Source organism: Notoacmeibacter ruber, from assembly GCF_003668555.1.
Classification (GTDB): Bacteria; Pseudomonadota; Alphaproteobacteria; order Rhizobiales; family Rhizobiaceae; genus Notoacmeibacter; species Notoacmeibacter ruber.
The window spans coordinates 1,933,993-1,958,292 of sequence record NZ_RCWN01000001.1; the positions used below are offsets into that span (position 1 = coordinate 1,933,993).

Consider the following 24,300-nt stretch of genomic DNA (forward strand, 5'->3'; position numbering starts at 1 on the left):
CGAAGAGAGAGGGGCACCGCAAGATCGCAGTACCGTTCAGTAAGAAACGCGTCGTCCTCGTCGCAGAATCATTGAAATGCCTCTCATCTTCGGGCGCGTGAGCCCGTCTGCTCTGGTGGCTAGCGTATCATGACGGGCCTGTCCACTGTGCAAGCCCAAAGGTGGCGCTGCCGGCCTCCCCACCAGATGGAGACGGACTGTTCAGGACCGGAAGTGTGGGCGGAGGCGTGCCGGCACACTAACTCTCCGTACAAGTAAGAGAGAGGAGAAACCGATGGGACAGCTTGTCGACGGAACGTGGAAAAGTGGTGAAGTCGCCCGGATCAAGGATGGCGCTTTCGACCGCCCCGATTCGACCTTCCGCAACTGGGTGACGAAGGACGGCAGCGCCGGTCCCTCGGGCGAGGCCGGTTTTGCTGCGGAAGTGGATCGTTATCACCTCTACGTATCTTATGCCTGCCCCTGGGCCCACCGTACGCTTGTGATGCGCAAGCTGAAAAAACTGGAAGACATCATCTCCGTCTCTGTCGTCCACTGGCATATGGGAGACGAGGGGTGGAGTTTCCGCAAGGCGGACGGTGCAACGGGCGATCCCCTTTACGACAAGGCCTTTCTTCACGAGATCTATCAGCACGCCGACCCGCAGGCGACATGCAAGGTCACGGTCCCTGTCCTGTGGGACAAGAAGAAAGAGACCATCGTCAGCAATGAGAGCAGCGAGATCATCCGAATGCTGAACTCCGCTTTTGACGAATGGGCAGGCGACAGCGCGGATTTCTATCCGGATGAGTTGCGCAGCGAAATCGACGCGATCAATGATCTCGTCTATCCGAACATCAATAATGGTGTTTACCGCGCCGGCTTCGCCAAGGCGCAAGACAAGTATGAAGGGGCGTATGACGATCTCTTCGGCGCGCTCGACAAGTTGGAGCAAAGGCTTGCGGAAAGCCGCTACCTCGTCGGCGACCGCTTCACCGAGGCGGATATCCGCCTCTTCACCACTCTGATCCGTTTTGATGCGGTCTATCACTACCACTTCAAGTGCAATCGCAACCGCATCGACGAGATGCCCAATCTTGCTGGCTATATGCGCGAGATCTACCAGATGGACGGCGTGGCCGAGACCGTGCGGATGGACCACATCAAGGGCCACTATTACACCAGCCATCCGGACGTGAATCCCACCCGTATCGTTCCCAAGGGTCCGATCCTGAATTTCGACCGCCCGCACGGCCGGGGCTGAGCCTTCGAGAGCAACTGCGCAACATCCTCCCTGCCGGGGCGTTGTCCAACCAACGGACAGCCAATCCCAGGGAGGATCATCCATGCTTGGCAGCAATCATCTTTCACTTCTCGCTGCAACCGCAGTCGCCCTGACCATGACAGCCGCGCCGGCCTTCAGCCAGCAGAACGGAACCACGGTCGAGACACCAGCTCTGGTCCCGGCTGAGCCGGGTACCTCGATCCGCGACCTCGATGAAGGGCCGGATGATGCGGAGACGGCCAGCCAACAGACGCTTCAGCCCGGTGATAGTGCTGGGTCGGACGACGATTCGATTTCCGCCGAAACGCCTGAGATCGAGCAAATGGACCCTCCCGACGAACTGGTCGACGAGGAGAATGTCGAGACGCCCGCTGCCAACACTTCGCCGAAAGCCAAGGCAGATCAGGCACCCGAACGCCGCAATCGGAAAATGCAGGGAGCCGGTGATCGCCAGACTGGCGATGTTCGTAATGAGCGAAAGGCGCGGACCATGGGCAAGTGCCGGCGCATGCTCAAGCGCCAGCGCGCACGATTGATGCATCAATGCGATTCTCGTCCAGATCCGATGCGGCAAGATTCATATCACGATCGCAGGGAAACACATGGAGACATGAACCGCCGGGGCCCTCACGGGATTCACCATTCTCCTCCTGCCACCTTCTCGATCCAATTGCCGGGTGGCGGCAGGTTCGATGTCGCATGCGGCGATTCCCCGATCGAGGCGTGCCTGCGAGCCGCGAGCCCGATCATCGACTCTCTGACAGAGCGAAGCCGTGGCCCCATCTCGTCCGGCTCACCTGGCCAGAAGCTCCCGGCTCCGGCGGTCCCGCCGAAGAGTTCGACCGCGCCCATGGATTCAAACCCAGCCTCACCGATTCCGGACGATAGTCGGGATGGCGAAATGCCGTCGCGCACCTGACTTGACAGAGAGGCCCTACCAGTCGGTGGCGGGCGGCTTGCCTGCCCGCCATTCTTCGATGCGCCGTTGGGTTGCAGCGGTAACGCCGTCCGGTAGTTCAGAAAGAGGAAAAGCCTTTGCCTCCGCAATCTCCCGATCACCGGGGTGCTCACCGATCCGCCGGCAGTCATCGGTGAAATAGAGCAAGACGTGATCGTGCCGTGCCCGGCGATTGAAGAAAACGCCCACGAGGCGCGGATCGGTCTGGGGCTTGAGGCGCGCTTCTTCCCAGAGTTCGGCATAGACCGCCTCCATGGCTGTCTGCCCCCGCTCCACGCCGCCGCCCGGCAGATACCAGCCATCGACATAGGTGTGGCGGACGAGGAAGATACTGTCCGCATTGCGATCATGCACGATAACACGAACGCCAAGCGTCATCGGCCTCTTGAAGAGAAAGAAGGTCCGCAGCGCAGCACGGCGCAGGTGCCTTGCACGGAAAGACAATCTCATTCACGCAATCCTGTATGGAAAACCTGCCCGGAGCGACTAAGATAGGCATCGATGTACACACTCGGCCACATTTCCGACCTCCATCTCGGCCCGTTGCCGGATATTCGCTATCGTGAGCTGGTAAGCAAGCGTATCACCGGCTACGTCAACTGGCACCGCACCCGGCGAAGCGCTCTCGGCGACGAGGTGCTGAATCGTGTCGCCGAGCATATGCTGCAATCATCGCTCGATCATGTTGCCATCACCGGCGACATGACGAATCTCGCGCTCGACAGCGAAATCGAGTCGGCCCGACAATGGCTTGAGGGCTTCGGCGACGGCCAGTTCGTTTCGCTCGTGCCGGGCAATCACGATGCCTATGTGCCGGGGGCTCTGGACAAGGCTTGCCGCGCCTGGAGCCAGTGGATGGGCGGCGATGAGGTTGCGCCGCCGATCGATAGCCGCTCCTTTCCCTATATGCGCGTGCGTGGGCCTTTGGCGCTGATCGGTATTTCCAGCGCGCGCGCCTCCGCGCCCTTCATGGCGACCGGCTACTTCCGGCGGCGTCAGGCGACCCGCCTTGCCCTGATGCTGGACGACGCCAAGCGACGCAATCTCTGCCGTGTGATCATGATCCACCATCCGCCGGTGCGTAACGCCGCCTCGCAGCACAAGCGGCTGAACGGTATCAACCTTTTTCAGCGCATCGTTTCTCAGCATGGCGCCGAACTGGTTCTTCACGGCCATACGCACCTGCCGACAATTCACTGTGTGGAAGGCCCCGGTGGGCCGGTGCCGGTGGTCGGTGTGAGCGCGACCGGTCAAAAGGCGGGCGGCCACAAGCCGGCCGGCGGCTGGAACCGCTTTTCCTTCGCTCCCAACAATCGCGATGGCTGGGCTATAGGCTTAGAGCGCTACGCCGTCACGGGTGAAACCACGCCGCTGGAATGCATCGCCGAGGTGCAGCTCGATCAACTGGATATGCCGATCGAGAACCCGGATTGGAGCAGCCCTCAAAACCGTGAAGCGATCTCGCGATAAGTCCCCGCTGAAACACCGCTCGTATCCGTCACCTGGCTCAGCAGGTTCTGAAGAAGTTCCGGCGCGATAAACAGTGCGATAGCAAAGAATCCGACCACCATACCCAACAGGATCACGATTAGCGCCAGCAGAGCTGTCAACCACCAGCGGCGCCGCTTTCCAGATCGAACGGTTGCAGGCTCACTCTTCGCCCTTGCAGCCGTGATGGTATCGCTATCGGTTTCCTCGACCGTATCAGGTGTCTGATCCTTTTCGATCTTTTCTGCCGCTTCGGCCTCTTCCGGCGGATTGAGCCATTCTCGGGACGGCAGGCTGCTCCGGCGTCCTGAACTGACGCCTTCCATCTGCAACCGTTCACGCTCGACCATGCGTTCCGCGACGTAGAAGGTCACATATTCCGCCATCTCACGCGCGTCGGTCGATTCCGCGATCACCTCACGCCCCCGCCGCAAATCCCGCACGAAACAATAGGTTCGACCGTCACGGCCAATATGGACATGAGCCACGGCATCGACCCAGAATCGCGGCTCCACACCCGATGAAACAGCCAGATCGAAACGATCGTCCTCCGGCGGAATGTCATCGATGACGGATTCCAGCTCCTGCACCAGAAGATCGATGCGCGCCTGCCGGGCTTCGCGGAGATCGCCAAGTATGTCGGAACGGTCCGCGACCGCGTTCTTCACCTCGCGAATGGCCTCCGAAAGACGGCGCGTACGCACCGGATCACCATCGGGCTGATCCTGCTTATCGTCCATCTGTCGGTCCGTATCCTCTCACTGATTAGCCACGACTTTAGCGGCACAGCGCCGATTTGCCATCAAAGATCTCGGTAATCTGCTGACGTGCCTCAGCGACCTGTCAGGGCGATGATATGCGCAACGGTCTCCGGGCATTCCTCCGGCAACATATGGCCGCCATCGACGATGGTATGCAGCGCGAAATGGGCCGGAATGCCTTGGCTCTGGTGATAGGGCAGGATGCTGTCGGCCGTGCCCCAGAGGAGCGCGACCGGCATGGTGAGCTTTTCAAGCCACTCGCCGGGCAATTGCCCCTGTTTGCCATCCCGCGTCATGCCTGCGGCAATTGCCTCCAACATCGACGTCTGACCGGGCTGTGCCCGCGAGGCGGCAAGCGCCTTCATATCGTCATCGGCCATCACAGTGCCGGGCGCACTCATCGCGCCGAGGCAGCGTCGCAATTCTTCGGGGGTCTCGGCGGCCGCAAAGGCCGACAATGTTTTGATATCGATTTCCGGGCCGAAGCCACCCGGAGCCACAAGGCTGAGTGAAGAGACCCGCTCCGGGGTGGAAATGGCGATGAGCGCTGCGATCGCGCCGCCCATGGAGTGTCCTGCGAGATGAAAGTGCTGGACGCCCCGCCGTGTGAGATCGGCGGTAATCAGTTGTGCGGCCCGCTTCGGCGGCCCCGAATCTGGCGCGTCCAGATTCTCACCATGGCCCGGCAGGTCATAGGCAATGATCGAAAGACACGGGTCGGCGTCTCGCAGGGACGCGACAACCTGTCGCCAGATGTGGTGAGTACCGCCGAAACCGTGCAGCAGAACCAGTACCTTCGTCCCCTCAGCCGCGCCGAAGATCTCGGCGCGGAGAGGAACGTTTTTATCGGTGTCGTCGCTCATCAGGCTGTCTGATCGGACGAGAGAACACGGTTCGCCGCAGCGGTGATCGCCTTGAGAGAAGAGGTCACGATGTTCTTGTCGATACCGACACCGAAGAGCCGACCATCGGGATAATCGATCTCCATGTAGCAGATGGCCGCCGCGTCAGAGCCCTTGCCGATCGAATGTTCCGAATAATCGATCACCGACATCGGTACGCCCACATGCTCGGACAATGCGGCGATGAAACCGTCAACAGGACCGGTGCCCGATGCGGCGATCCGCATCTCTTGCCCTTCGTCGACGATCGTCGCCTCCACCATGCGCCGGCTGTTCGTGGTGCTATCGGCGAAGGTGTGATGATCCACGAATTTCAGCCGTCCGTTCGGCTGATCAACATAACGCTCCATGAAGCGCTCATGGATTTGCGCACTCGGCATTTCGACACCCTGCTCATCGGTGATGCGCTGAATGTCCTGACGGAACTCCACCTGCAGATTGCGCGGCAGGTTCATGCCGTAATCGGCTTGCATGATATAGGCGATACCGCCTTTGCCACTCTGGCTGTTGATGCGGATGATGGCTTCATAGGTGCGGCCGACATCCTGCGGGTCGATCGGCAGATACGGCACCTCCCACAATTCCTTGTTGGCCTGCGCGACCGCCTTCATTCCCTTGTTGATCGCATCCTGGTGACTGCCGGAAAAGGCCGTGTAGACCAGCTCGCCGACATAGGGGTGACGCTCCGGAATCGTCATCTGGTTGGAATATTCGAAGACTTCCTTGATGCGGTTGATATCGCGCACATCCAGCATGGGATCGACGCCCTGCGTGTACATGTTCAGAGCCAGCGTCACGATATCGACATTGCCGGTCCGCTCGCCATTGCCGAACAGCGTGCCTTCCACGCGGTCTGCGCCGGCCATCAGCCCCAATTCCGTGGCAGCGATGCCGGTGCCCCGGTCATTATGCGGATGCAGTGACAGGATGACGTTTTCACGGTTCTCCAGATTGCGGCTCATCCACTCGATCTGATCGGCATGAATATTCGGCGTGCTCATCTCGACTGTTGCCGGCAGATTGATGATCAGCTTGCTGTCGGGTGTCGGTTGGATGATCTCGATCACCGCATTGCAGATCTCCAGCGAGACTTCCAGTTCCGTCCCGGTAAAGCTCTCCGGGGAATACTGGAAGCGGTAGCCGCCGCCGGCCTTCGCGGCCATGTCGGTGATCATCTTGGCGGCGTCCGTGGCGATCTGCTTGATGCCTTCGACATCCTTTCCGAACACGACGCGGCGCTGCAATTCGGACGTCGAGTTGTAGAAATGCACAATCGGACGGTTGGAGCCTTCCAGCGCCTCGAACGTGCGTGTGATCAGCTCAGGACGGCACTGCACCAGGACCTGCAGCGATACATCCTGCGGCACATCCCCCTTCTCGATGCACCAGCGCGCAAAGTCGAAATCGGTCTGGCTGGCAGCGGGAAAGCCGATCTCGATTTCCTTGAATCCCATATCGAGCAGCAGCGCGAACATGCGGGCCTTGCGGTCGTGGCCCATCGGATCGACCAGTGCCTGGTTACCGTCGCGCAGATCCACCGAGCACCAGATCGGAGCCTTCTCGATCCGTTTGGACGGCCAGGTCCGGTCGTTCAGACCAACCATCGGGTAAGCCTGGTATTTCCGCGCGGCGTCATCCATCGTCCGCCGTCCTGCGTTCAGATTCATATCGTTCATAAGTCGGTATCCCATTCATCTCGCCGGGCCTGCCGCGCAAAGAGCGCCATCGTGCGAGGCCTTGTCGGCCATTCGGTCTGAAATTTCAATTGAGTTGGCTGGGGCAGTGACGCGAACGGCCTATCGACCGCCGGGCGCCCCTTATCGGACCCGACGGTCGCCGAGAAGAAGGAGAAGCTGCGTGGCGCGCTTCGAAAAGGAGGTCGAAATCCTGTTCATGGCGGCAAGACTAGCTCTAGATGTTTGGTCCGGCAAGCCCAGTTAGACCATATTACGTTGCGGCGGCGGCAGGATCGGAGCTTTGTCAGCTTTTGGCTTCAGACAATAATACCCGGGATGAAACCACCACAAGGGCGAGCCCATGGGTGCTGAAGGCAATCGGATGGTTTGCGATGGCCGGATGCATCTTCGCGGCCGGCACCGATCTCATTCTCGGTTTCTTTCTGGAAGAGAACTATTCTCCCATCTCCGACACGATCAGCGATCTGGCCGCAGGCGGTCGCTACGCGCCGTTGCAGGACAAGGCGATGGAGACATTTGCGGTAGCGACTATTCTGACCGGCCTCGGTCTGCTCCTGGCGCGGCGCAGCGGCGCGAAGTGGATCCTGGGAGCCGTCGCAATGGCCCTCACGGGCATTCTCGTTTTCCTTATCGCGCTGTGGGACGAGTATGGCGATCTCGATCAGGGCGGCTGGGTCGTCCACTACAAGCTCGTCTATGCCATGGCCGCACTGGTTCCGAGCGGTCTGCTCCTGTTACGCCGAGATATCGTTCGCCGCTCCGACCATAGCAAACTGGTCGGCATTCTCTTTCCCGTGCTCGCGGGACTCTGGGTCCTCGGCGCGCCGATCTTCTACTTCATGCATACCGGCTATGACGGCCTCGTTGAGCGTACGCTGGCGGCCATCCTGATCATCTGGGTCGCGGTATGCGCATGGTCGCTGATCCGTGAGCGAGAGCTCGACGAAGATGGCGGACGGGGCGAAGTTTGATTGCAGTCTAGGTGATCGGCAGGCCGTGCGGTTCGCTCTTTTCTTCCGGCTCGACGTGAATGGTGACCCGCGCTCCCTTCATCGCGCGTCGGATCGCCCCTTCGATCCGGTCGCAAATTTCATGAGCGGCACCAACGCTCATCGCCCGATCGACCACCAGATGAAATTCGATAAAGCGGACCGGTCCCGCCACACGAGAGCGAATGTCATGGACCTCGATGGCGCCCATCGCATTTTCGCGGATGCACTCTTCGATCAACGCCTGTTCATCCGGCTCAACGGCCCGATCCATCAAGCCGTTGAGCGATGAAACGATGACCTTTGCACCGTGATAGAGAATATTGGCGGCGACGAGGATCGCGACGAGCGGATCGATCCAGAGCCAGCCGGTCAGTGCCACAAGGACGAGCGCGAGCACGACGCCGAGGGAGGTCCAGACGTCTGTCAGAATGTGCTGACCGTCGGCCTGCAGGGCTGGCGAGCGAAGCGCCCTGCCCTTTCGCAGAAGCAAGATGGCCAGGCCGCCATTGACTGCCGTCGCGACCAGATTGACGCCGATGCCGAGCGAAGAATTTTCAACGGGCACCGGCCTTAGAAACATGGGAATGGCCTCAACGGCGATCAAAAGCGCCGCGACCGCGATCAGCACCCCCTCCAGCACCGCAGAGAAATACTCTGCCTTGTGGTGACCGAAAGGGTGATCCTCGTCCGGAGGCCTCTGGGCGATCGAAATGGCCATCAGGGCGGCGAAAGCCGCCACCACATTGACGATGGATTCCAGCGCGTCGGAGAAGAGCGCGACCGACCCGGTCAATTGCCAGGCCAGAAACTTCAGCCCCATGACGACAAAGGCCATGACAACCGACAGAACGGCGAGACGCCTCACCGTCCGGGCGTCGCTCGGCCGTTTCTGGCCATCTGGCCTGTTCCGCTGAAAGACGCCCACCACCATGGCCTGCTCCTATCACGGCCGGTTTCGGTGGTCATGAATTTTATTGGCAGAGACGGTAGCCGCTGCTCCGTTCAATGACATCCAGATGCAGATGATCGTTGTGATATTCGTCAGAGCCCGGGCCGAGCACGGTGGTGAACTGCAGGCAGGCTCCCGCCTGCACTGTCCGCTGGAAAGCTTCTTCCATTGTTCCCTTGCCTGCGCGCGGCACGATCGGAAGCGGCTTATGGCCCTCGAACGAAAAGCTCATCACGTCGATCGCCTTGCCCTTCGCATGTTCGCTCAATTTGCCGGTCGGCTTGTTGTTACGGCGGCGGCAAATATAGGTCGATCCATGATTGATGGCGGACACCCTCACATCGGGTCCGAAAGCCGCGGCGCTGGGCTGAACGACACTGCGAACCCATCGCGCCATCGCCAGCGCGGCATCGCAGGTGATGCTGGTGCTCGGATTAACCTCCACCCCATTGATTTCGGTCACATTGTAAGGCCGGGCGACGCCGCACTCATTATCGCCGGCAATCGGTTCGAGAACCTCGTAAGAAACCTTCAGCAGATCCAGCGCCTTTTCGCAGGCGGCAATCTTTTCGTCGCTCGGGCTGAGAGGCAGGGTCGGCTGGTCGGCGCGCGGTTGCGATAGAGGCCCCTGGTTCTCAAATTCATCGAGATCGACGTCTTCCGACTGCCGCGCATCACTATCAGGATTTCGTTCCGAAGCTGCATCGTCAGAACGCTCGTCTTCGCTCTCGGAACTGTTCTCTCCATCCCGATTGCCGGAAGGACGGTCCTGGGGCACGGGAGGCGTCGCCTCCGAACTTTCATCGTCGGTTTCTGTGTCCTGAGCCTCTTCCCCCGAGTCGCTCTTCGAGCTGTCGGATTCGACCTCGGAAGCGTCCGGCGCATCATCCGGCCTCGGAGATGGCAGAGGGGGGGCAACGTCGCTCGTCTCCGACGTCGCCTGGGACAAAGCAGGCTCGGGTTGGACCAGCAAAGCCAGCGCGAGAAAACCGCAGCCCAATGCGACCGAACGAGACGTGATGACCATCAACTTCAATCCTTGAATTCGACTGTGGTGCCCTGTGAGACGGCGTGCGCCAGTTCGACGGCATCCCAATTCGTCAGACGAACACAACCATGGCTCGCCGTCTTGCCGATTTCGGCCGGATATGGCGTTCCGTGAAGGCCGTAGGTCGGCTTCGAAAGATCGATCCAGACAAGGCCCACCGGCCCGTTCGGACCTGGCGGAATGGACAGCTTCTCATCGATCTCGGCCTCGGGAATGTTCTTCGGATCGAAGGTGTAGTTGGGCTCCATCGCCACCGCCTCGACTTCGACCTTGCCTGACGGGCTCGGCATATCGTCCGAGCCGATCGTCGTGGGGTAAGAGAGAACGATCTCGTCATTGTCGTTATAGGCCAGAAGGCGCGAACGGCTCTTATCCGCAATAATCCGCGTGACCGCGACGTCCTTTCTCTCACCCGGATCGGCAACGACGATCGTATCGTCCTCCTCGAAACTGCTATCCGGATTAAGGCTCTCGAGAAAGTCGACATCCATGTGGAATTTCTCGCCAAGCGCCTCGCTTGCCGAGGTAAATCCGAGCCACTCTTCCTCGGCCATTTCCTTGTAATCTTCGGGATTGCTCTCCTTGATCCGGTCGAGGTCGGAGGCGGTAACGGTGTATTCCATCATCGCGGCCTTGTCCTTGCCGGAAAGCGCGTCCCAGACCTCCTGGTCCATCTTCCCGTCAACGGTGAAGCCGTTCATCTCCTCGAAACCGCGCAAGGCATCTTCCACATTGCCGCCAGAGTAACCGTCGATCACACCGGGAGATGACGCATTGCGGTCCAGAAGAATCTGGATTCGCGCCGTCAGGGGGCTCTGCCCAACAGGCAGCGGCGCCCCGTCATAGCGGGCCTCGTTCACGGATTTCATTGAAATATCAGCAGCAAGAGCAGGGGTCGTCATCACCGCGACAGCCGCACCTGCGGAAAGCAATCCATGAAAGGAAAAGGCCATAAACATCTCCAATTGAATAGTGAAGGCTCAACGCCGTTCGGACCTTTTTGTTGCCCGTCCACAACATGCGTGAAGATATAAACCCTGAGTTGCATTTGTCATGGAAAACACTTTTACGAATTGTATGGCACATGGAGGAAGTCCGGTTGATGGATATCAGGTCATGGCCGGAACGGGGTCCCGCGGAACCGCCCTCAAACCTCCGCACAGGGCCGCCCAGCTCCGCGCCGAAACGCGGTTGCACAGAAAGAGTCTGCTTCGTCCCACGCGGAGCAGACTCTTTTTGCATGTGAAATAATTTGCACTTGCCGCTGCTCTCAAACGCAATGGACAAGAGAGCGGGAGCAGATTATGAGGCATATTATGAACACACGAACCATCAAGGTCGAGAACTGGTGGTGCCGCTGACAGGCGGCCCGCTTCCTATGCGTTGATGGAAGAGAATTGGAAAAGGCTGCCATGGAGATGTCCGGGCGGCCTTTTTGCTATGAAACCCGGCATCCCTGGCCGAAATCAGGCAGGACGACATGACGAATACGGATAAAGCGGCATCGCAGCAGTTCCAGACGCGGGGCGGCGTCACGATCGAGCGGGGCCGGACGGCGGTCGAATATGAGGGCGCCATAGAGCGCTGGATCGATGCGTTGGATCGTCGGCGCGGCGCGGTGTTTTCATCCAATTACGAGTATCCCGGCCGTTATACCCGCTGGGACACCGCCATTGTCGATCCGCCGATTGCCATCGCCGGACGAAGCCGCCAACTGACGATCCAGGCCCTCAACGAGCGCGGGAGGGCCATGCTGCCAATGCTGGCGGAACTAGCAGGCAGCGCAGAAGGCGCGTCTGTCTCCTTGAGAGACGATGCTCACGCAGTGATCGAAATTGACGAGCCGGACGGCCACTTCACCGAAGAAGATCGCTCCCGCGCTCCGAGCGTATTCACGGTCTTGCGTGCCATCTCCGATCATTTCCACACCGAAGAGGACGATAATCTCGGTCTCTATGGTGCATTTGGCTACGATCTGGCGTTTCAGTTCGACCCGATCAAGCAGCGGCTGCCACGCCCGGACGATCAGCGCGACCTGCTTCTTTATCTGCCCGACGAAATCCTGGTGGTCGATCACTACACCGCTTCGGCCTGGACTCAGGATTACACATTTTCGAGCGAAAGATGGAGCACGGCAGGCCTCTCCCGCGACAATGACGAAGAGGCGTTTCGCTTCTCCGAGACCAATCCGCCGCGCAGCGACCATCAGCCGGGAGAATACGCGCAGTTGGTGGGAGGAGCGAAGGAACATTTCCGGCGCGGCGACCTGTTCGAAGTGGTGCCTGGCCAGACCTTCTACGAGAAATGTGAGACGCCGCCTTCCGCGATCTGCCGCCGGCTGAAAGAGACCAATCCGTCGCCCTATTCCTTCTTCATCAATCTGGGCGATCAGGAATACCTCATCGGCGCTTCGCCGGAGATGTTTGTCCGTGTGAATGGCCGGCGCATCGAGACTTGCCCCATCTCCGGCACGATCAAGCGCGGCGCGGATGCGATCGAGGATGCCGAGCAGATCCTGAAACTGCTCAATTCCAAGAAGGACGAGAGCGAACTCACCATGTGCTCCGATGTCGACCGGAACGACAAGAGCCGGGTTTGCGAACCGGGCTCGGTGCGCGTGGTCGGTCGCCGCCAGATCGAGATGTATTCGCGGCTGATCCATACGGTCGACCATATCGAAGGCCGGCTGCGGGCCGACATGGATGCTTATGACGGCTTTCTCTCACACGCCTGGGCGGTCACCGTGACCGGCGCGCCCAAGCTATGGGCCATGCGGTTCATTGAGGAGCACGAAAAAAATCCGCGCGTCTGGTACGGCGGAGCTGTCGGCATGGTGCATTTCAACGGCGACATGAATACCGGCCTGACATTGCGTACCATCCGTATCAAGGACGGGATCGCCGAGGTGCGCGCCGGCGCCACGCTTCTCTTCGACTCCGATCCGCAGGAAGAAGAGGCGGAAACCGAACTGAAGGCCTCGGCTCTGCGCGCCGCCGTACGCGAAGCGGCGACGTCGAATGCCCACTCGGCCGAGCGTGCATCTGCCCCGGTCGGAGAAGGCATCCGCATTCTTCTGGTCGATCACGAGGACAGCTTCGTTCACACCCTGGCCAACTACTTCCGCCAGACCGGCGCAGAAGTGACCACCGTCCGCGCGCCGGTTCCCAACGAGCTGTTCGAACGGGTCGATCCGGACCTTGTGGTTTTATCCCCAGGCCCCGGTATGCCGAAAGATTTCGATACCAAGCGGACCATCCATATGGCGCGCCAGGCCGATCGCCCGATCTTCGGTGTGTGCCTCGGCCTGCAGGCCCTCGCCGAAGCCTATGGCGGCTCGCTACGCACCTTGCATGTGCCCATGCACGGGAAGCCGTCGCGCATTCGTGTCGAAGCCCACAAAACCATCTTTTCGGGGCTTCCGAATGAGGTCACGGTAGGCCGCTATCACTCTATTTTCGCGGATTTGGCGCGGCTTCCGGAGGGTTTCGAGGTCACGGCCCAGACCGACGATGGGGTAATCATGGCCATCGAGCACAAGAAGGAGCCGGTTGCCGCCGTTCAGTTCCACCCCGAGTCGATCATGAGCCTCGGCGGCGACGCTGGGATGCGCATGATCGAGAACGTGGTGGCGCATTTACCCCGCCGGCGCGGCAATACTGCCTGAAATCGCGCAGTGGATTGCCCAAATTGTGACAAATCAATGGCATGATTGCGTCAGACGTTAAAAGGTTATAAACCTAGATTAAGGGGACTTGGCCACCGCAAACGTAAAGTGGGCATTTGCGGACGGGTCGCCTATTGGCAAGTTCTCAGGAGCTTATGGGCGAGGCTTTCTTATGAATTTTGTATCGGAACAATTCTCGCAGCTGCCTGACAGACAGGCGCCGGGCTTTACTGCTTTGCCTGCGAGAGTTGACCAGAGCGCGGCCTTTCTCGGCGCCATGTCGAACGCGAAAAGGCTGGAAATTCTCTGTATTCTTCACGGCGGAGAAATGAATGTCGGCCGACTGGCCGAATGCGTTCACCTGTCGCAATCGGCTCTATCGCAGCACTTGTCTAAATTGCGCGCACGCGAGATCGTCACGACAAGGCGGGATGGGCAGACGATCTACTATCGTCTTCATTCCGATCTTGCCAAGGAACTGCTCGAGCTGCTCGACCAGCGCTGCAGCGCTCTCTGACCGCGCTCACCCGCGTAACGGTGCGCGACATCTGACGAATGGTTGACCTGATCCGCATTACGGACCGCGATGATCCCGCGATCGCGGATTATCGGGATATTCGCGAACGCGACCTTTCAGGCCGGCGAAATCTGTTCGTGGCCGAAGGGTCGGTCGTGCTCAATGTGCTACTGACCAGCGGGCGATACGAGGTTCAGTCGCTCTTCCTACTGGAAAATCGGCTGTCCGGCCTCTCCGACATCCTGCAGAAAGTCCCTGAAGGCGTGCCGGTTTATGTCGCCGGGCGCGAGATCATGGACGCCGTGGCTGGCTTTCCCATTCACCGGGGTGTGCTCGCACTCGGCCGTCGCCGCACCGAAGAGACCCTCGCCTTCCCTGAAGGTCCGTCTCTCATCGTGGGACTGGTCGGCATCGCCAACCATGACAATATGGGCGGCCTCTTCCGCAACGCGGCTGCCTTCGGGGCGGATGCGGTCTTGCTGGACGAAACGTGTTGCGATCCCCTCTATCGAAAGGCGATCCGTGTCTCCGTCGGCGCGACACTCAAGATCCCCTTTCTTCACGGACGCACCGCCGGCGATATGGTCTCGGATCTGCAGGCCGCCGGCTACACCATATACGCAACCAGCCCGGGTGCGGAGCGCACTCTCGACCAGATGGACTGCCCGGCGCGGGTCGCTGTCCTGTTCGGAGCCGAAGGAAGTGGCTTACCGGAAGACCTGTTCTCCATGACAGAAGGGCTGCGGATCGACATGGCGCAGGACTTCGACAGCCTCAACGTGGCGTCGGCATCGGCCGTCGTGCTCCATCATTTCCGTCGAAGGGCCTGAAGACGGCCCTTCAGTTCTTGCCTGAGAGACGGTTGGCAAAGCGAGCGGACAGGCCGCGGCCATCCTGCTCACCCGCCAGCAACTGGTTGATGGTCCCGTCTTGACCTTCGCTGGCGGCGGCGGCGGCGACCGTTTCCTCGGCAAAGCGGTCCAGAGCCTCGCGCAGAGCATTCATTTGCCGATCCCGACCGGAGGAGTTGTCGGTCATGGAGCGCAGCTGCTCAAGCTGGCTTCGCAAAAGTTCGTTTTCGGCACGCAGGGCACTCGCATACGCAATGGTGTCACTGCCCTTGTTTCCCGCTAAGGGGTCGGCTGTCCCACTGGCCTTCTCCCTGACCTCCGGTTCCGCGGCGCTGACTGCCGATGAATCGTACTGGTCGACCGGCTCACCCAATTCCTCCAAGCGCTGCGTCATGAGCCCGCTGCGCTCGCGTTCGCGATTGACCTGTCTTGTGCTTTCGGAAAGTCGGTCCAGAAGATTTTGAAGTTCGCCATCCTGCAGCGCCAGACGCTCGACGAGGCGTTCGCGCTCCCTGCGGCTGGCATCGACGCGAACCCGCTCCACATCCAGATCCGCGGCGAGATCGTCTTTTTCCCCCTCCGACCGCTCCAGCGACTGCTTGAGCTTGCCAAGGCTCGCTTCGGCCTTCGCGAGACGCTTCTCGAGCGCTCCATTGGTCTTCTTCAACTCCGCAACCTGCTGAGTACGCTCAGCGACATTCCGGTTCAGCTCGCGGATTTCGCTTTCCAGCGTATCGACCGTTTCGCCGCGCTTATTATTTTCAGCATCAAGCAGCCTGTTCTCTTCGCGAAAGCGGCCGATAGCGGCCTCGGTCAGCGCGACCTTCTCGCGCGCGCGCTCCATGCCGATTTCCAGTTTGCGCATACGCATGGCGTAGTCGGCGCGGATCTGATCTTTCTCGGCTCTGGCTTCCGCAACCGTTGTGGGAACCGCCGCCGCTATGCGGCGTCCCGTCAGGGTCACGGCGCGCCGCCAGAAGAAGGGTGCCAGAAGAAGTGCCAGCAGAAGGGCTGCGAGGAATCCCGCAGCAAAGATCAGCCCAAATTCGATCACAGCAAACCCATTCTCTCAGCCGCGCGCAAAATCGAACGGCCCTCTTGGCTAGGATTTAGCGCAAGAGAGCCGTTCTGTGCAGCCCCGACCGTCAAAAGCGGAGACTAGGACGTTTAGAAAGGATTCCAGGTTGGCGAGGGCGTCAGCTTCAGATAGCCGACATTGAGCCCCAGCCGGGCGCCGATGCCGGTGCGCACTGGTACGAGAAGAACGTTGTCACGCTCCAGCACGTTAATGCCGACGCCGGCGAGGACATAAGCCGCCCCGGCCACGCCGCCATAACGGGTGTAGAGCGAGGAGACGCTGTCGAGATTGTAGACCAGCATCATGATGCGCGAGCCTTGGCCACCGAAATCGATGCCGAGCGAAGGTCCCTGCCAGAAAACCGAATGATCGCCGGCATTCTTCGTATAGAGCTTGCCTTCGCCATAGGTGAGGCCGCCGAAGAATGCGCCGGACGCCTCTTCCCCGAGGACATAGCCATTCGGCTGGCCATAGCGCGCAAAGATCGTTTCGATCGCCTGGGCAAGCCCACCGGAGGTGGAGCCGAAGAAACGGTGTCCGTTGTCGACGATTTCCTGCGCCGAATAGTCGTTTCCGGCGGCCTGCCCCTGGACTGCCGTTCCGGTGACGAGCAGCAATGTCAGCAGGAAGGATGCAAGCATCCGCATGAAGAGCGTGTGGAACCGGTTTGGCATCGCTGCAAACTCCTGAACATGGTCGGCATAGCGCCCTCCCGGACCTTCCTTTGGCCGGAGCTGGCGCCGATCTCACGCCAAGATCGCAGAGAATCCTTGTCTTAAGTTTAATAGACGGTGAAACTGTTGCGGCCATTTCGAGACAAGCGCGTGGCATGGCGCTGTGGATAGGGGCCGCTTGCCCCCGGCGCGGTTGGCAGAGTAACCGTAGCGCGATGAGATATCGCTCGATTCGGCACAGGGCGCCGCCGGCCGGGCTCAGGACGGGGATCTTCGACACCATGGCAAATGTTCTCACGCTTTCAGCGAGCGATCTGGCGGCTCTTCTTTGCTCCAAGGTCTGCCACGATATCATTTCTCCCGTCGGAGCCATCAATAATGGCCTGGAACTGCTCGATGAAGGTGGCGCAGACGAAGACGCCATGATGCTGATCCGCGCTTCGGCAAAAAACGCTTCCGCCCGTTTGCAGTTCGCACGAATCGCTTTCGGTGCAGCCGGCTCTGCAGGCTCCATGATCGATACAGGCGATGCGAAAGCCGTCGCGGAAAGCTTCATCGCCAACGAAAAGCCCGACCTGGTTTGGGAAGGCGAACGCGCCCTCTTGCCCAAGCACAAGGTCAAGCTTCTCCTGAACCTTCTCCTGATCGCAAATGCCGCGATCCCGAGGGGCGGTGAAATAAAAGTAACACTGACCGCGCTTGAGACCGCGCCGGAATTCGTGATCGTCGCCACGGGGCGCATGATCCGCGTTCCCCCGCATTTCCTCGAATTGCATGGCGGCTCGGTGGGCGAAGAGCCGGTCAACGCTCACTCTATCCAGGCCTATTATACGGTACTTCTGGCAGAGGAAGCCAAGATGCAGATCGGCATTTCGACAACCGGCGATACCGTTACCCTGACCGCCCGCTGACCGTTTATCAGGCATCCCGAACTCTCATTTCAAATGAGAACCGAGCCATTTCAGCTTCTTTAACCCGTGCGGGTTAGGGTTGCGCATGCGTTGGCTTGGGCAACCGCGCTCATAGAAGTAAGGGTCTATTCGGGTAATGCAACGATGCCTCATCATCGACGACGCTCCGGTCGTCCGGAAGGTCGCTTCTCGTATTCTCTCCACTGAGGATATGGAAGTGGAGGTGGCCGATAGCGCCAGCGCTGGCCTTAGCATCTTCAGCGAGATGCGGCCGGACATCATCCTGCTGGATGACTGGCTGCCGGATATGAGAAGCGTCGATTTTCTCCAGAGTCTTCAGACCATGACCGGCGGCGCGATGCCCCTCGTTTTCCTTATGGTGGTCGAGGTCGATCCCGTGCCGATCATGCGCGCCAAACGCGCGGGCGCCGATGGCTGGATCCTCAAGCCCTTCGACCGGCCACAGATGATGGCCGCCCTTCGAAAGAACATCGACCTCGCCCTTCAGCGCCGCGAAAAGCAGAAAGAGCGGGCCGCCTAGCTCCTGGACGGACGGCAGACGACACCAGGCGATGACGGGATGGACCCACCCGCTGCACGCTGACTACGCGCCTCTCCCAGACTGGAATTCAGGCTCCGCAAGCCACAAAAAAAGCCCGGCACGAGGGCCGGGCGTTTTTCATAAATGCTATCCTCTGGATCAGGCGCTCGCCCGAACCTCTTCCGGTTCACGCAGAACGTAGCCACGACCCCACACCGTCTCGATGTAGGACTGGCCGCCGGAGGCCATATCGAGCTTCTTGCGGAGCTTGCAGATGAAGACGTCGATGATCTTCAGTTCCGGCTCATCCATACCGCCATAGAGGTGGTTGAGGAACATTTCCTTGGTGAGCGTGGTGCCCTTGCGCAGCGAAAGCAACTCAAGCATCTGGTATTCCTTGGCGGTGAGATGAACCCGCTGTCCGGCGACTTCCACCGTCTTGGTGTCCAGGTTTACCACCAGTTCGCCCGTCGTGATGACCGACTGGGCATGACCCTTGGAGCGACGCACAATCGCATGGATCCGGGCAACAAGCTCATCCTTGTGGAATGGCTTGGTCATGTAGTCGTCGGCGCCGAAACCAAGGCCCCTCACCTTGTCTTCGATGCCGGCCATGCCGGACAGGATCAGGATCGGTGTCTTGACCTTGGAGAGGCGAAGTGTCCGCAACACTTCATAACCGCTCATATCCGGCAGGTTCAGGTCCAGCAGGATAATGTCGTAATCGTATAGTTTTCCGAGATCGACACCTTCTTCGCCGAGATCGGTCGTATCGACGTAAAAGCTTTCGGACTTGAGCATCAACTCGATGCTCTGGGCCACCGCACTGTCGTCTTCAATGAGCAGAACGCGCATTCAGTCTTCCCCTCTTTCGCCGCCGAGGTCTTTGGAGCCGTGCCCAAGGGCGATGGCTGATTTGCCTTGGCGTAGAGCCTGCCACGAAGATGGTTAACAAAGTCCGAATCGGGATGGCAAGTCTGCCTCGAACCTCTGAAAACCCTTTCGCAACACTATGATTCCAAACAGAAAACGATCATACGGAAGAGATTTGCGAACTTGAAGTTTATCCTCCAAGCGATTCTCCGGACTCACGTTCTGGGTCATTTGGCTTCGGTCCGATTTTTTTTACCGCGCCTTAATGACCGAGCACTATGATTAACGATGCCCGTAAACGAAGTCTTACCAAGCGCCTCTCGGGACAACCTTTTGTAAGGTATTTTGTGAGGACTGTGGACAGCGCCGACGGGACCCGGAGCCAGTTTCGCCGGGATCATCGCGTTTGAGTGTCAGGAGTACACCGATGAAATCGAGGGATAACCTTGTCCGTCTTAACCAGTTCCAGGTGAACGAAAAGCGTCGCCAACTGGACCAGCTCGAAACCATGATGGCGGAATTTGGCCGAAAAGCCGCCGAGTTGGAGCTTCAGATCGAATCAGAAGAAAAGAAGGCCAACATCACCGATCTCAACCATTTCGCTTATCCGACCTTTGCCAAGGCCGCGCGCGTCCGCCGCGAAAACCTGCTGACGTCGCAGGCAGAGTTGAAGATTCAGCGCGATGCTGCTGAAGCTGCGTTGGCGGAGGCGGAAGCGGAGCTGTCGCGAGCCGAAATGCTCGATGCCCGCGAAGCACGCACACGGCCCGTCGAGACGGTCGATCGCCGTCACATGATCGGCTAGCCGAAAAAAAGCGCGAGCAAGAACCCGCGAAAGCCGCCCCCGACGCTTCCCCTGACAGGAGCGTGGGGCGGTTCTTCACGTCTGGGGCTACCCTTATGCGCGTATGGCGCGAAACCGGGCCGGAGGCGACGCAAGCCCCTCCCCGCCAGGCTATTGGATCAGCAGACCCGCCTCGTCGAAACGATGGATCTTGTCGGACTGCGGCGTCAGATAGACCTTGTCGCCGTGGTGGAGGCTGACCTCGCCGCCGGCACGGATCGTAATCGTTTCGGCAAGGCCCGTATCGTGCACATGGAAATAGGTATCCGAGCCGAGATGTTCGGCCACGCCGATCGTACCACTCCACTCGCCGCTTTCCGTCGACACGTCGATATGCTCCGGCCGGATACCGATCGTGTGAGCGTTGTGCTTGGCGGCTTCCGGGCCGTCGAAAAGATTCATTTTCGGAGAACCGATAAACCCGGCGACAAAGAGATTGCGCGGCTGCCGATAGAGCTCCAGCGGACTGCCCACCTGCTCGATATTGCCCGCCCGCAAGACGACGATCTTGTCGGCCATCGTCATCGCCTCGACCTGATCGTGGGTCACATAGACCATGGTCGTTTCCAGTCGCGAATGAAGCTCTGAAATCTCCAGACGCATACCGACACGCAAGGCCGCGTCGAGGTTGGAAAGCGGCTCATCGAAAAGAAAGGCCGCCGGCTCGCGGACAATCGCCCGGCCGATCGCGACACGCTGGCGCTGACCGCCGGAAAGCTGGCCCGGACGACGGTCGAGATAATCGGTGAGATTGAGGGCGCGCGCCGCGTTATCGATCCGCCTTTTCTGTTCGTCCTCAGGCACCTTGGCCATCTTCATCGGGAAGGCGATGTTCTTGCGGACCGACATGTGCGGATAGAGCGCATAGCTCTGGAACACCATGGCGAGGCGGCGCTTGGCCGGCGGAAGGTCGGTCGCCGGCTCGCCGTCGATGCGGATTTCGCCGCCTGAAACATCCTCCAGACCGGCGATAAGGCGCAGCAGCGTGGACTTGCCGCAGCCCGAAGGGCCGACGAAAACGACGAACTCGCCATCCTCGATCGTCAGGTCGAGAGGCGGAATGACCTCCACGTCACCGAACCTCTTCTCCACCTTCTCGAGTGTAATGCGTCCCATGGAATGGTCTCCCTATTTCACCGCGCCGAAGGTCAGGCCGCGGACGAGCTGTTTTTGGCTGAACCAGCCCATGATCAGGATCGGTGCGATGGCCATGGTGGAGGCAGCGGACAGCTTGGCGTAGAAAAGCCCCTCCGGTGAGGAGTAGCTGGCGATGAATGCCGTCAGTGGCGCCGAGTTGGCAGCCGTCAGGTTGAGGGTCCAGAACGCCTCGTTCCAGGCAAGAATGATGTTCAGGAGCAAGGTGGACGCGATGCCCGGCACAGCCATGGGCAGCAGAACGTAGAGCACTTCAGACCGCAGCGTGGCGCCGTCCATGCGGGCGGCCTCCAGGATCTCCCCTGGGATCTCCTTGAAGTAGGTATAAAGCATCCAGACGATGATCGGCAGATTGATCAGCATCAGCACGAGCACCAGCCCGAGTTGTGTATCCAGAAGTCCGACATCACGGAAGATCAGATAGATCGGCACGAGGACGCCGACCGGCGGCAGCATCTTCGTCGACAGCATCCACATCAGGACGTTTCTGGTCTGCTTGCCGGGAACGAAGGCCATGGCCCACGCCGCAGGCACCGCCACCAGAAGACCGATAATCGTCGAACCGAGCGAGATCACCACAGAGTTCCAGAAGTGACGGAAATAGCTCGAGCGCTCCTGAACGGCCGTATAGTTATCGAGCGTCCATTCAAAGAACAGGAAGGATGGCGGCGATGCGATCGCTTCGGCTTCCGTCTTGAAGCTGGTGAGGATGGTCCACAGGATCGGAAAGAAGATCAGGAGGCCGATGATCCAGGCGATCCCCGTATTCCAGGCCTTGCGAGACGGTGTGACAGAGCGGGCCATGCGTCGTCCTCCTCAGGCGTCCAGATTCTTGCCGATCATCCGCATCAGGAAGATCGCGACGATATTGGCGAGGATGACGGCAACGACGCCGCCGGCCGAGCCGAGCCCCACATCGAATTGCAGAAGCGACTGGATGTAGACGAGATAGGTGAGGTTCGTCGAAGCAACGCCCGGACCGCCATTGGTGGTGACCAGGATTTCGGCGAAGATCGAAAGAAGAAAGATCGTCTGGATCAGAATGACGACCGTGGCCGCGCGGGAAAGATGCGGGACGATGATATAGAAGAAGCGGGAAAACGCACTCGCGCCATCCATCTCGGCGGCTTCCAGTTGCTCGCTATCCAGCGATTGCATGGCCGTCAGCAAAATGAGCGTCGCAAAGGGCAGCCATTGCCAGGCAACGATCACGATGATCGAGATGAGCGGCGCCACTGCGAGGAAATCGAAGGGCTGCATGCCAAGAAAACGGGCGATATGGGCGAAGAGCCCGTTGACCGGATTCATGAACATGTTCTTCCAAACCAGCGCGGACACCGTCGGCATGACGAAGAACGGCGCGATGACCAGAAGGCGAACGATCCCCTGCCCCCACATGGGCTGATCGAGAAGAAGAGCCAGGAGCGTGCCGCCGACAACCGTGATAATCAGCACGCCACCCACAAGCAGCAGCGTATTGACCAAGGCGGCGGTAAAAGCGGGATCGGTGAAGAAGTATTCGTAGTTTTCGAGGCCGACGAACGGGTTCGCTCCCGGCATCAACAGATTGTAGCGAAGGGTCGAGAAATACAGCGTCAGCGCCAGAGGCACGATCATCCATAGCGCAAGCAGAATGACGGCAGGCGATATCATCAGCCGCGCAGCGGCTCTCGAATGCTGGGTCGCCATGACAGCTCCTCCTCCCCCGGCAGCTTACAATGCGGGGGCCGCAAACGCAGCCCCCACTTTATTTTTAAGTGACGGTCAGTAACCGGCGCGATCGATCTCGCGCTGTGTCACCTGCTGGGCGTTGGAGAGCGCCTGATCAGCCGAGGTCTGCCCGGCAAGCGCAGCGGAGAACTGCTGTCCCACGGCGGTGCCGATACCCTGGAACTCGGGAATGGCGACGAACTGAGCGCCGGTATACGGGATTTCCTGAACCGACGGCTTCTGCGTATCGACCGCATTCATCGAATTGAGGGTCATCTCGGCGAAGGGTGCCTCGTCCTTGTACTCCTCGTTTTCATAAAGAGACGTCCGCGTGCCGGGCGGAACCGAGCGCCAGCCCTGTTTGTCGGCGACGAGCTTGGTGTATTCCTTGCTCGTCGCCCAACCGATGAAATCCTTGGCGGTATCCTGCGCTTCGGATGAAGACGGGATCGCAAGGCTCCATGCCCAGAGCCAGTTGCCATGGTTGTCCACGCCTTCCTTATTGGGGAACTGCGCAAAGCCGACGCTGTCGGCCACCTGGCTGTCATCGGGATTGGTCACGAAACCGGCCGCCACGGTGGCGTCGATCCACATGCCGCACTTGCCCTGCTGAAACAGCGAAAGGTTCTCGTTGAAGCCGTTGGAGGACGCGCCGGGAGGCCCGTACTCGTTCATCAGTGTCAGATAGTCGTTGAGGGTCGCCTTCCATTCGGGACTGTCGAACTGGGCTTTCCAATCCATGTCGAACCAGCGCGCGCCGTAGGAATTGGCCATGGCGGTAATGAACGCCATGTTTTCACCCCAGCCCGGCTTGCCACGCAGGCAGATGCCGTAGACCTCGTTGTCCTTGTCGGTCATCGCCTCGGCTGCAGCCTTGATCTCCGACCAGGTCGGCTGATCCGAAATCTCGACGCCAGCCTTTTCGGCCAGATCGGTCCGGTACATGATCATGGCCGATTCGCCGTAAAACGGAGCGGCATAGAGCGTGTCGTCGGCGGAAAGCGCTTTGCGAACAGCCGGCAGGAGGTCGTCGATGTCATAATCATCGCCGAGATCATCCAGCGCCACCAGCCAATCCTGTTTCGCCCAGATCGGAACTTCGTACGTACCGATTGTCAGAATGTCGAACTGGCCACCGCCGGTCGCGATGTCCTGCGTGACGCGCTGCCGCAGCACGTTCTCTTCCAGAACAACCCAGTTGATGGTGTTGCCAGTTTCCTGCTCCCACTGGGAGGCAAGTTCCTGCATGCGGATCATGTCGCCATTGTTGACCGTGGCCACGGTGATGGATTCGGCCATCGCCGAATGAGCCATTCCAGCCGCCATGCCAAGGCCGACGACAGACCCGAGAAGGGTGCGTTTAGAAATCATGGTGTTTCCTCCCGAAACTTTTACGCGGGACAAATATAAAAGAGAAAGTTTT

General features: G+C 59.7%; 23 protein-coding genes and 1 pseudogene. 10 read left to right on the forward strand and 14 right to left on the reverse strand.

Annotated elements, in window-relative coordinates; genetic code table 11:
• The first annotated feature begins 274 nt into the window (after positions 1-274).
• Both D8780_RS09225 and D8780_RS09230 read left to right on the forward strand, forming a co-directional pair.
• The gene (locus D8780_RS09225; protein ID WP_121645327.1) at positions 275-1,243 is read left to right on the forward strand and encodes a glutathione S-transferase family protein; all 969 of its coding nucleotides are present in this window, start codon (positions 275-277) and stop codon (positions 1,241-1,243) included.
• An 82-nt stretch (positions 1,244-1,325) separates the two neighbouring features.
• Positions 1,326-2,183, forward strand: a complete 858-nt coding sequence (locus D8780_RS09230; RefSeq protein ID WP_121645328.1) for a hypothetical protein — start codon at positions 1,326-1,328, stop codon at positions 2,181-2,183.
• Positions 2,184-2,198: 15 nt separating this feature from the next.
• Here the strand turns inward: D8780_RS09230 and D8780_RS09235 are convergent, their stop codons facing one another.
• Entirely contained in the window at positions 2,199-2,672 is a 474-nt protein-coding gene (locus D8780_RS09235) for an NUDIX domain-containing protein (protein WP_121645329.1), read from the reverse strand.
• A gap of 51 nt (positions 2,673-2,723) precedes the next feature.
• On the opposite strand from D8780_RS09235, the gene D8780_RS09240 reads away from it, so the two are divergent.
• Complete coding sequence (locus tag D8780_RS09240) at positions 2,724-3,692, forward strand: metallophosphoesterase family protein (protein WP_121645330.1); 969 nt, start codon at positions 2,724-2,726, stop codon at positions 3,690-3,692.
• Here the strand turns inward: D8780_RS09240 and D8780_RS09245 are convergent.
• From D8780_RS09245 to leuA, 3 genes are all read right to left on the reverse strand, one after another.
• Entirely contained in the window at positions 3,665-4,450 is a 786-nt protein-coding gene (locus D8780_RS09245) for a hypothetical protein (RefSeq protein WP_121645331.1), read from the reverse strand. The genes D8780_RS09240 and D8780_RS09245 overlap by 28 nt on opposite strands.
• 92 nt (positions 4,451-4,542) lie before the next feature.
• Positions 4,543-5,334: an alpha/beta fold hydrolase gene (locus D8780_RS09250; protein WP_121645332.1), complete on the reverse strand. Its 792-nt coding sequence runs from the start codon at positions 5,332-5,334 to the stop codon at positions 4,543-4,545.
• A complete protein-coding gene (gene leuA, locus D8780_RS09255) occupies positions 5,334-7,013 on the reverse strand; it encodes a 2-isopropylmalate synthase (protein ID WP_199699637.1) in 1,680 nt (559 codons plus the stop codon). Before leuA ends, D8780_RS09250 begins: the two co-directional genes overlap by 1 nt.
• A gap of 428 nt (positions 7,014-7,441) precedes the next feature.
• Here leuA and D8780_RS09260 point away from each other — a divergent pair, with 428 nt between their 5' ends.
• A complete protein-coding gene (locus tag D8780_RS09260; RefSeq protein WP_158598476.1) occupies positions 7,442-8,041 on the forward strand; it encodes a DUF998 domain-containing protein in 600 nt (199 codons plus the stop codon).
• A gap of 7 nt (positions 8,042-8,048) precedes the next feature.
• Here D8780_RS09260 and D8780_RS09265 read toward each other — a convergent pair whose 3' ends face one another.
• Genes D8780_RS09265 through D8780_RS09275 form a run of 3 tightly spaced genes read right to left on the reverse strand, consistent with a single transcriptional unit; the run spans position 8,049 to position 11,012 of the window.
• Positions 8,049-8,993: a cation diffusion facilitator family transporter gene (locus D8780_RS09265; RefSeq protein WP_121645334.1), complete on the reverse strand. Its 945-nt coding sequence runs from the start codon at positions 8,991-8,993 to the stop codon at positions 8,049-8,051.
• A 40-nt stretch (positions 8,994-9,033) separates the two neighbouring features.
• Positions 9,034-10,038: an extensin-like domain-containing protein gene (locus tag D8780_RS09270; RefSeq protein ID WP_121645335.1), complete on the reverse strand. Its 1,005-nt coding sequence runs from the start codon at positions 10,036-10,038 to the stop codon at positions 9,034-9,036.
• A gap of 5 nt (positions 10,039-10,043) precedes the next feature.
• Positions 10,044-11,012, reverse strand: coding sequence for a L,D-transpeptidase family protein (locus D8780_RS09275; protein WP_121645336.1), 969 nt, complete (start codon positions 11,010-11,012; stop codon positions 10,044-10,046).
• 527 nt (positions 11,013-11,539) lie between these two features.
• On the opposite strand from D8780_RS09275, the gene D8780_RS09280 reads away from it, so the two are divergent.
• The 3 genes from D8780_RS09280 (at position 11,540) to D8780_RS09290 (ending at position 15,070) form a co-directional block, all read left to right on the forward strand.
• Positions 11,540-13,723 carry an anthranilate synthase gene (locus D8780_RS09280; RefSeq protein ID WP_121645337.1) on the forward strand — a complete coding sequence of 728 codons (2,184 nt, stop codon included), beginning with the start codon at positions 11,540-11,542 and terminating at the stop codon, positions 13,721-13,723.
• 172 nt (positions 13,724-13,895) lie between these two features.
• Positions 13,896-14,240 carry an ArsR/SmtB family transcription factor gene (locus D8780_RS09285; protein WP_121645338.1) on the forward strand — a complete coding sequence of 115 codons (345 nt, stop codon included), beginning with the start codon at positions 13,896-13,898 and terminating at the stop codon, positions 14,238-14,240.
• Positions 14,241-14,278: 38 nt separating this feature from the next.
• Positions 14,279-15,070 carry a TrmH family RNA methyltransferase gene (locus tag D8780_RS09290; protein WP_199699581.1) on the forward strand — a complete coding sequence of 264 codons (792 nt, stop codon included), beginning with the start codon at positions 14,279-14,281 and terminating at the stop codon, positions 15,068-15,070.
• A gap of 10 nt (positions 15,071-15,080) precedes the next feature.
• On the opposite strand, the gene D8780_RS09295 is transcribed toward D8780_RS09290, so the two are convergent.
• Positions 15,081-16,145, reverse strand: a complete 1,065-nt coding sequence (locus tag D8780_RS09295) for a coiled-coil domain-containing protein (protein ID WP_121645339.1) — start codon at positions 16,143-16,145, stop codon at positions 15,081-15,083.
• Between the two features lie 113 nt (positions 16,146-16,258).
• A pseudogene (locus D8780_RS09300) lies at positions 16,259-16,759 on the reverse strand (DUF1134 domain-containing protein); the annotation flags it as partial.
• A gap of 365 nt (positions 16,760-17,124) precedes the next feature.
• On the opposite strand from D8780_RS09300, the gene chpT reads away from it, so the two are divergent.
• Positions 17,125-17,754, forward strand: a complete 630-nt coding sequence (gene chpT, locus D8780_RS09305) for a histidine phosphotransferase ChpT (RefSeq protein ID WP_121646487.1) — start codon at positions 17,125-17,127, stop codon at positions 17,752-17,754.
• Between the two features lie 136 nt (positions 17,755-17,890).
• A complete protein-coding gene (locus tag D8780_RS09310) occupies positions 17,891-18,295 on the forward strand; it encodes a response regulator (protein WP_121645341.1) in 405 nt (134 codons plus the stop codon).
• Between the two features lie 159 nt (positions 18,296-18,454).
• Here the strand turns inward: D8780_RS09310 and ctrA are convergent, their stop codons facing one another.
• A complete protein-coding gene (gene ctrA / locus D8780_RS09315) occupies positions 18,455-19,150 on the reverse strand; it encodes a response regulator transcription factor CtrA (RefSeq protein ID WP_121645342.1) in 696 nt (231 codons plus the stop codon).
• 445 nt (positions 19,151-19,595) lie between these two features.
• Here ctrA and D8780_RS09320 point away from each other — a divergent pair, with 445 nt between their 5' ends.
• Complete coding sequence (locus D8780_RS09320) at positions 19,596-19,973, forward strand: flagellar export protein FliJ (protein ID WP_121645343.1); 378 nt, start codon at positions 19,596-19,598, stop codon at positions 19,971-19,973.
• Between the two features lie 150 nt (positions 19,974-20,123).
• Here D8780_RS09320 and D8780_RS09325 read toward each other — a convergent pair whose 3' ends face one another.
• From D8780_RS09325 to D8780_RS09340, 4 genes are all read right to left on the reverse strand, one after another.
• On the reverse strand, positions 20,124-21,128 hold the full coding sequence (locus D8780_RS09325) for an ABC transporter ATP-binding protein (protein ID WP_121645344.1): 1,005 nt from the start codon (positions 21,126-21,128) through the stop codon (positions 20,124-20,126).
• Positions 21,129-21,140: 12 nt separating this feature from the next.
• On the reverse strand, positions 21,141-21,971 hold the full coding sequence (locus D8780_RS09330) for a carbohydrate ABC transporter permease (RefSeq protein WP_121645345.1): 831 nt from the start codon (positions 21,969-21,971) through the stop codon (positions 21,141-21,143).
• A gap of 12 nt (positions 21,972-21,983) precedes the next feature.
• Complete coding sequence (locus D8780_RS09335) at positions 21,984-22,856, reverse strand: carbohydrate ABC transporter permease (RefSeq protein ID WP_121645346.1); 873 nt, start codon at positions 22,854-22,856, stop codon at positions 21,984-21,986.
• A gap of 75 nt (positions 22,857-22,931) precedes the next feature.
• Positions 22,932-24,248 (reverse strand): ABC transporter substrate-binding protein, encoded by a 1,317-nt coding sequence (locus tag D8780_RS09340; protein WP_121645347.1) that lies wholly within the window; start codon positions 24,246-24,248, stop codon positions 22,932-22,934.
• Positions 24,249-24,300: the final 52 nt, after the last annotated feature.

What these genes read in the sequence shown, in the direction of transcription:
- D8780_RS09225 (WP_121645327.1), top strand. Translation starts at nt 275, where the DNA reads ATGGGACAGCTTGTCGACGGAACGTGGAAAAGTGGTGAAGTCGCCCGG.
- D8780_RS09230 (WP_121645328.1), top strand. Translation starts at nt 1,326, where the DNA reads ATGCTTGGCAGCAATCATCTTTCACTTCTCGCTGCAACCGCAGTCGCC.
- D8780_RS09235 (WP_121645329.1), bottom strand. Translation starts at nt 2,672, where the DNA reads ATGAGATTGTCTTTCCGTGCAAGGCACCTGCGCCGTGCTGCGCTGCGG.
- D8780_RS09240 (WP_121645330.1), top strand. Translation starts at nt 2,724, where the DNA reads ATGTACACACTCGGCCACATTTCCGACCTCCATCTCGGCCCGTTGCCG.
- D8780_RS09245 (WP_121645331.1), bottom strand. Translation starts at nt 4,450, where the DNA reads ATGGACGATAAGCAGGATCAGCCCGATGGTGATCCGGTGCGTACGCGC.
- D8780_RS09250 (WP_121645332.1), bottom strand. Translation starts at nt 5,334, where the DNA reads ATGAGCGACGACACCGATAAAAACGTTCCTCTCCGCGCCGAGATCTTC.
- leuA (WP_199699637.1), bottom strand. Translation starts at nt 7,013, where the DNA reads ATGGATGACGCCGCGCGGAAATACCAGGCTTACCCGATGGTTGGTCTG.
- D8780_RS09260 (WP_158598476.1), top strand. Translation starts at nt 7,442, where the DNA reads ATGGCCGGATGCATCTTCGCGGCCGGCACCGATCTCATTCTCGGTTTC.
- D8780_RS09265 (WP_121645334.1), bottom strand. Translation starts at nt 8,993, where the DNA reads ATGGTGGTGGGCGTCTTTCAGCGGAACAGGCCAGATGGCCAGAAACGG.
- D8780_RS09270 (WP_121645335.1), bottom strand. Translation starts at nt 10,038, where the DNA reads ATGGTCATCACGTCTCGTTCGGTCGCATTGGGCTGCGGTTTTCTCGCG.
- D8780_RS09275 (WP_121645336.1), bottom strand. Translation starts at nt 11,012, where the DNA reads ATGGCCTTTTCCTTTCATGGATTGCTTTCCGCAGGTGCGGCTGTCGCG.
- D8780_RS09280 (WP_121645337.1), top strand. Translation starts at nt 11,540, where the DNA reads ATGACGAATACGGATAAAGCGGCATCGCAGCAGTTCCAGACGCGGGGC.
- D8780_RS09285 (WP_121645338.1), top strand. Translation starts at nt 13,896, where the DNA reads ATGAATTTTGTATCGGAACAATTCTCGCAGCTGCCTGACAGACAGGCG.
- D8780_RS09290 (WP_199699581.1), top strand. Translation starts at nt 14,279, where the DNA reads ATGGTTGACCTGATCCGCATTACGGACCGCGATGATCCCGCGATCGCG.
- chpT (WP_121646487.1), top strand. Translation starts at nt 17,125, where the DNA reads ATGGCAAATGTTCTCACGCTTTCAGCGAGCGATCTGGCGGCTCTTCTT.
- D8780_RS09310 (WP_121645341.1), top strand. Translation starts at nt 17,891, where the DNA reads ATGCAACGATGCCTCATCATCGACGACGCTCCGGTCGTCCGGAAGGTC.
- ctrA (WP_121645342.1), bottom strand. Translation starts at nt 19,150, where the DNA reads ATGCGCGTTCTGCTCATTGAAGACGACAGTGCGGTGGCCCAGAGCATC.
- D8780_RS09320 (WP_121645343.1), top strand. Translation starts at nt 19,596, where the DNA reads ATGAAATCGAGGGATAACCTTGTCCGTCTTAACCAGTTCCAGGTGAAC.
- D8780_RS09325 (WP_121645344.1), bottom strand. Translation starts at nt 21,128, where the DNA reads ATGGGACGCATTACACTCGAGAAGGTGGAGAAGAGGTTCGGTGACGTG.
- D8780_RS09330 (WP_121645345.1), bottom strand. Translation starts at nt 21,971, where the DNA reads ATGGCCCGCTCTGTCACACCGTCTCGCAAGGCCTGGAATACGGGGATC.
- D8780_RS09335 (WP_121645346.1), bottom strand. Translation starts at nt 22,856, where the DNA reads ATGGCGACCCAGCATTCGAGAGCCGCTGCGCGGCTGATGATATCGCCT.
- D8780_RS09340 (WP_121645347.1), bottom strand. Translation starts at nt 24,248, where the DNA reads ATGATTTCTAAACGCACCCTTCTCGGGTCTGTCGTCGGCCTTGGCATG.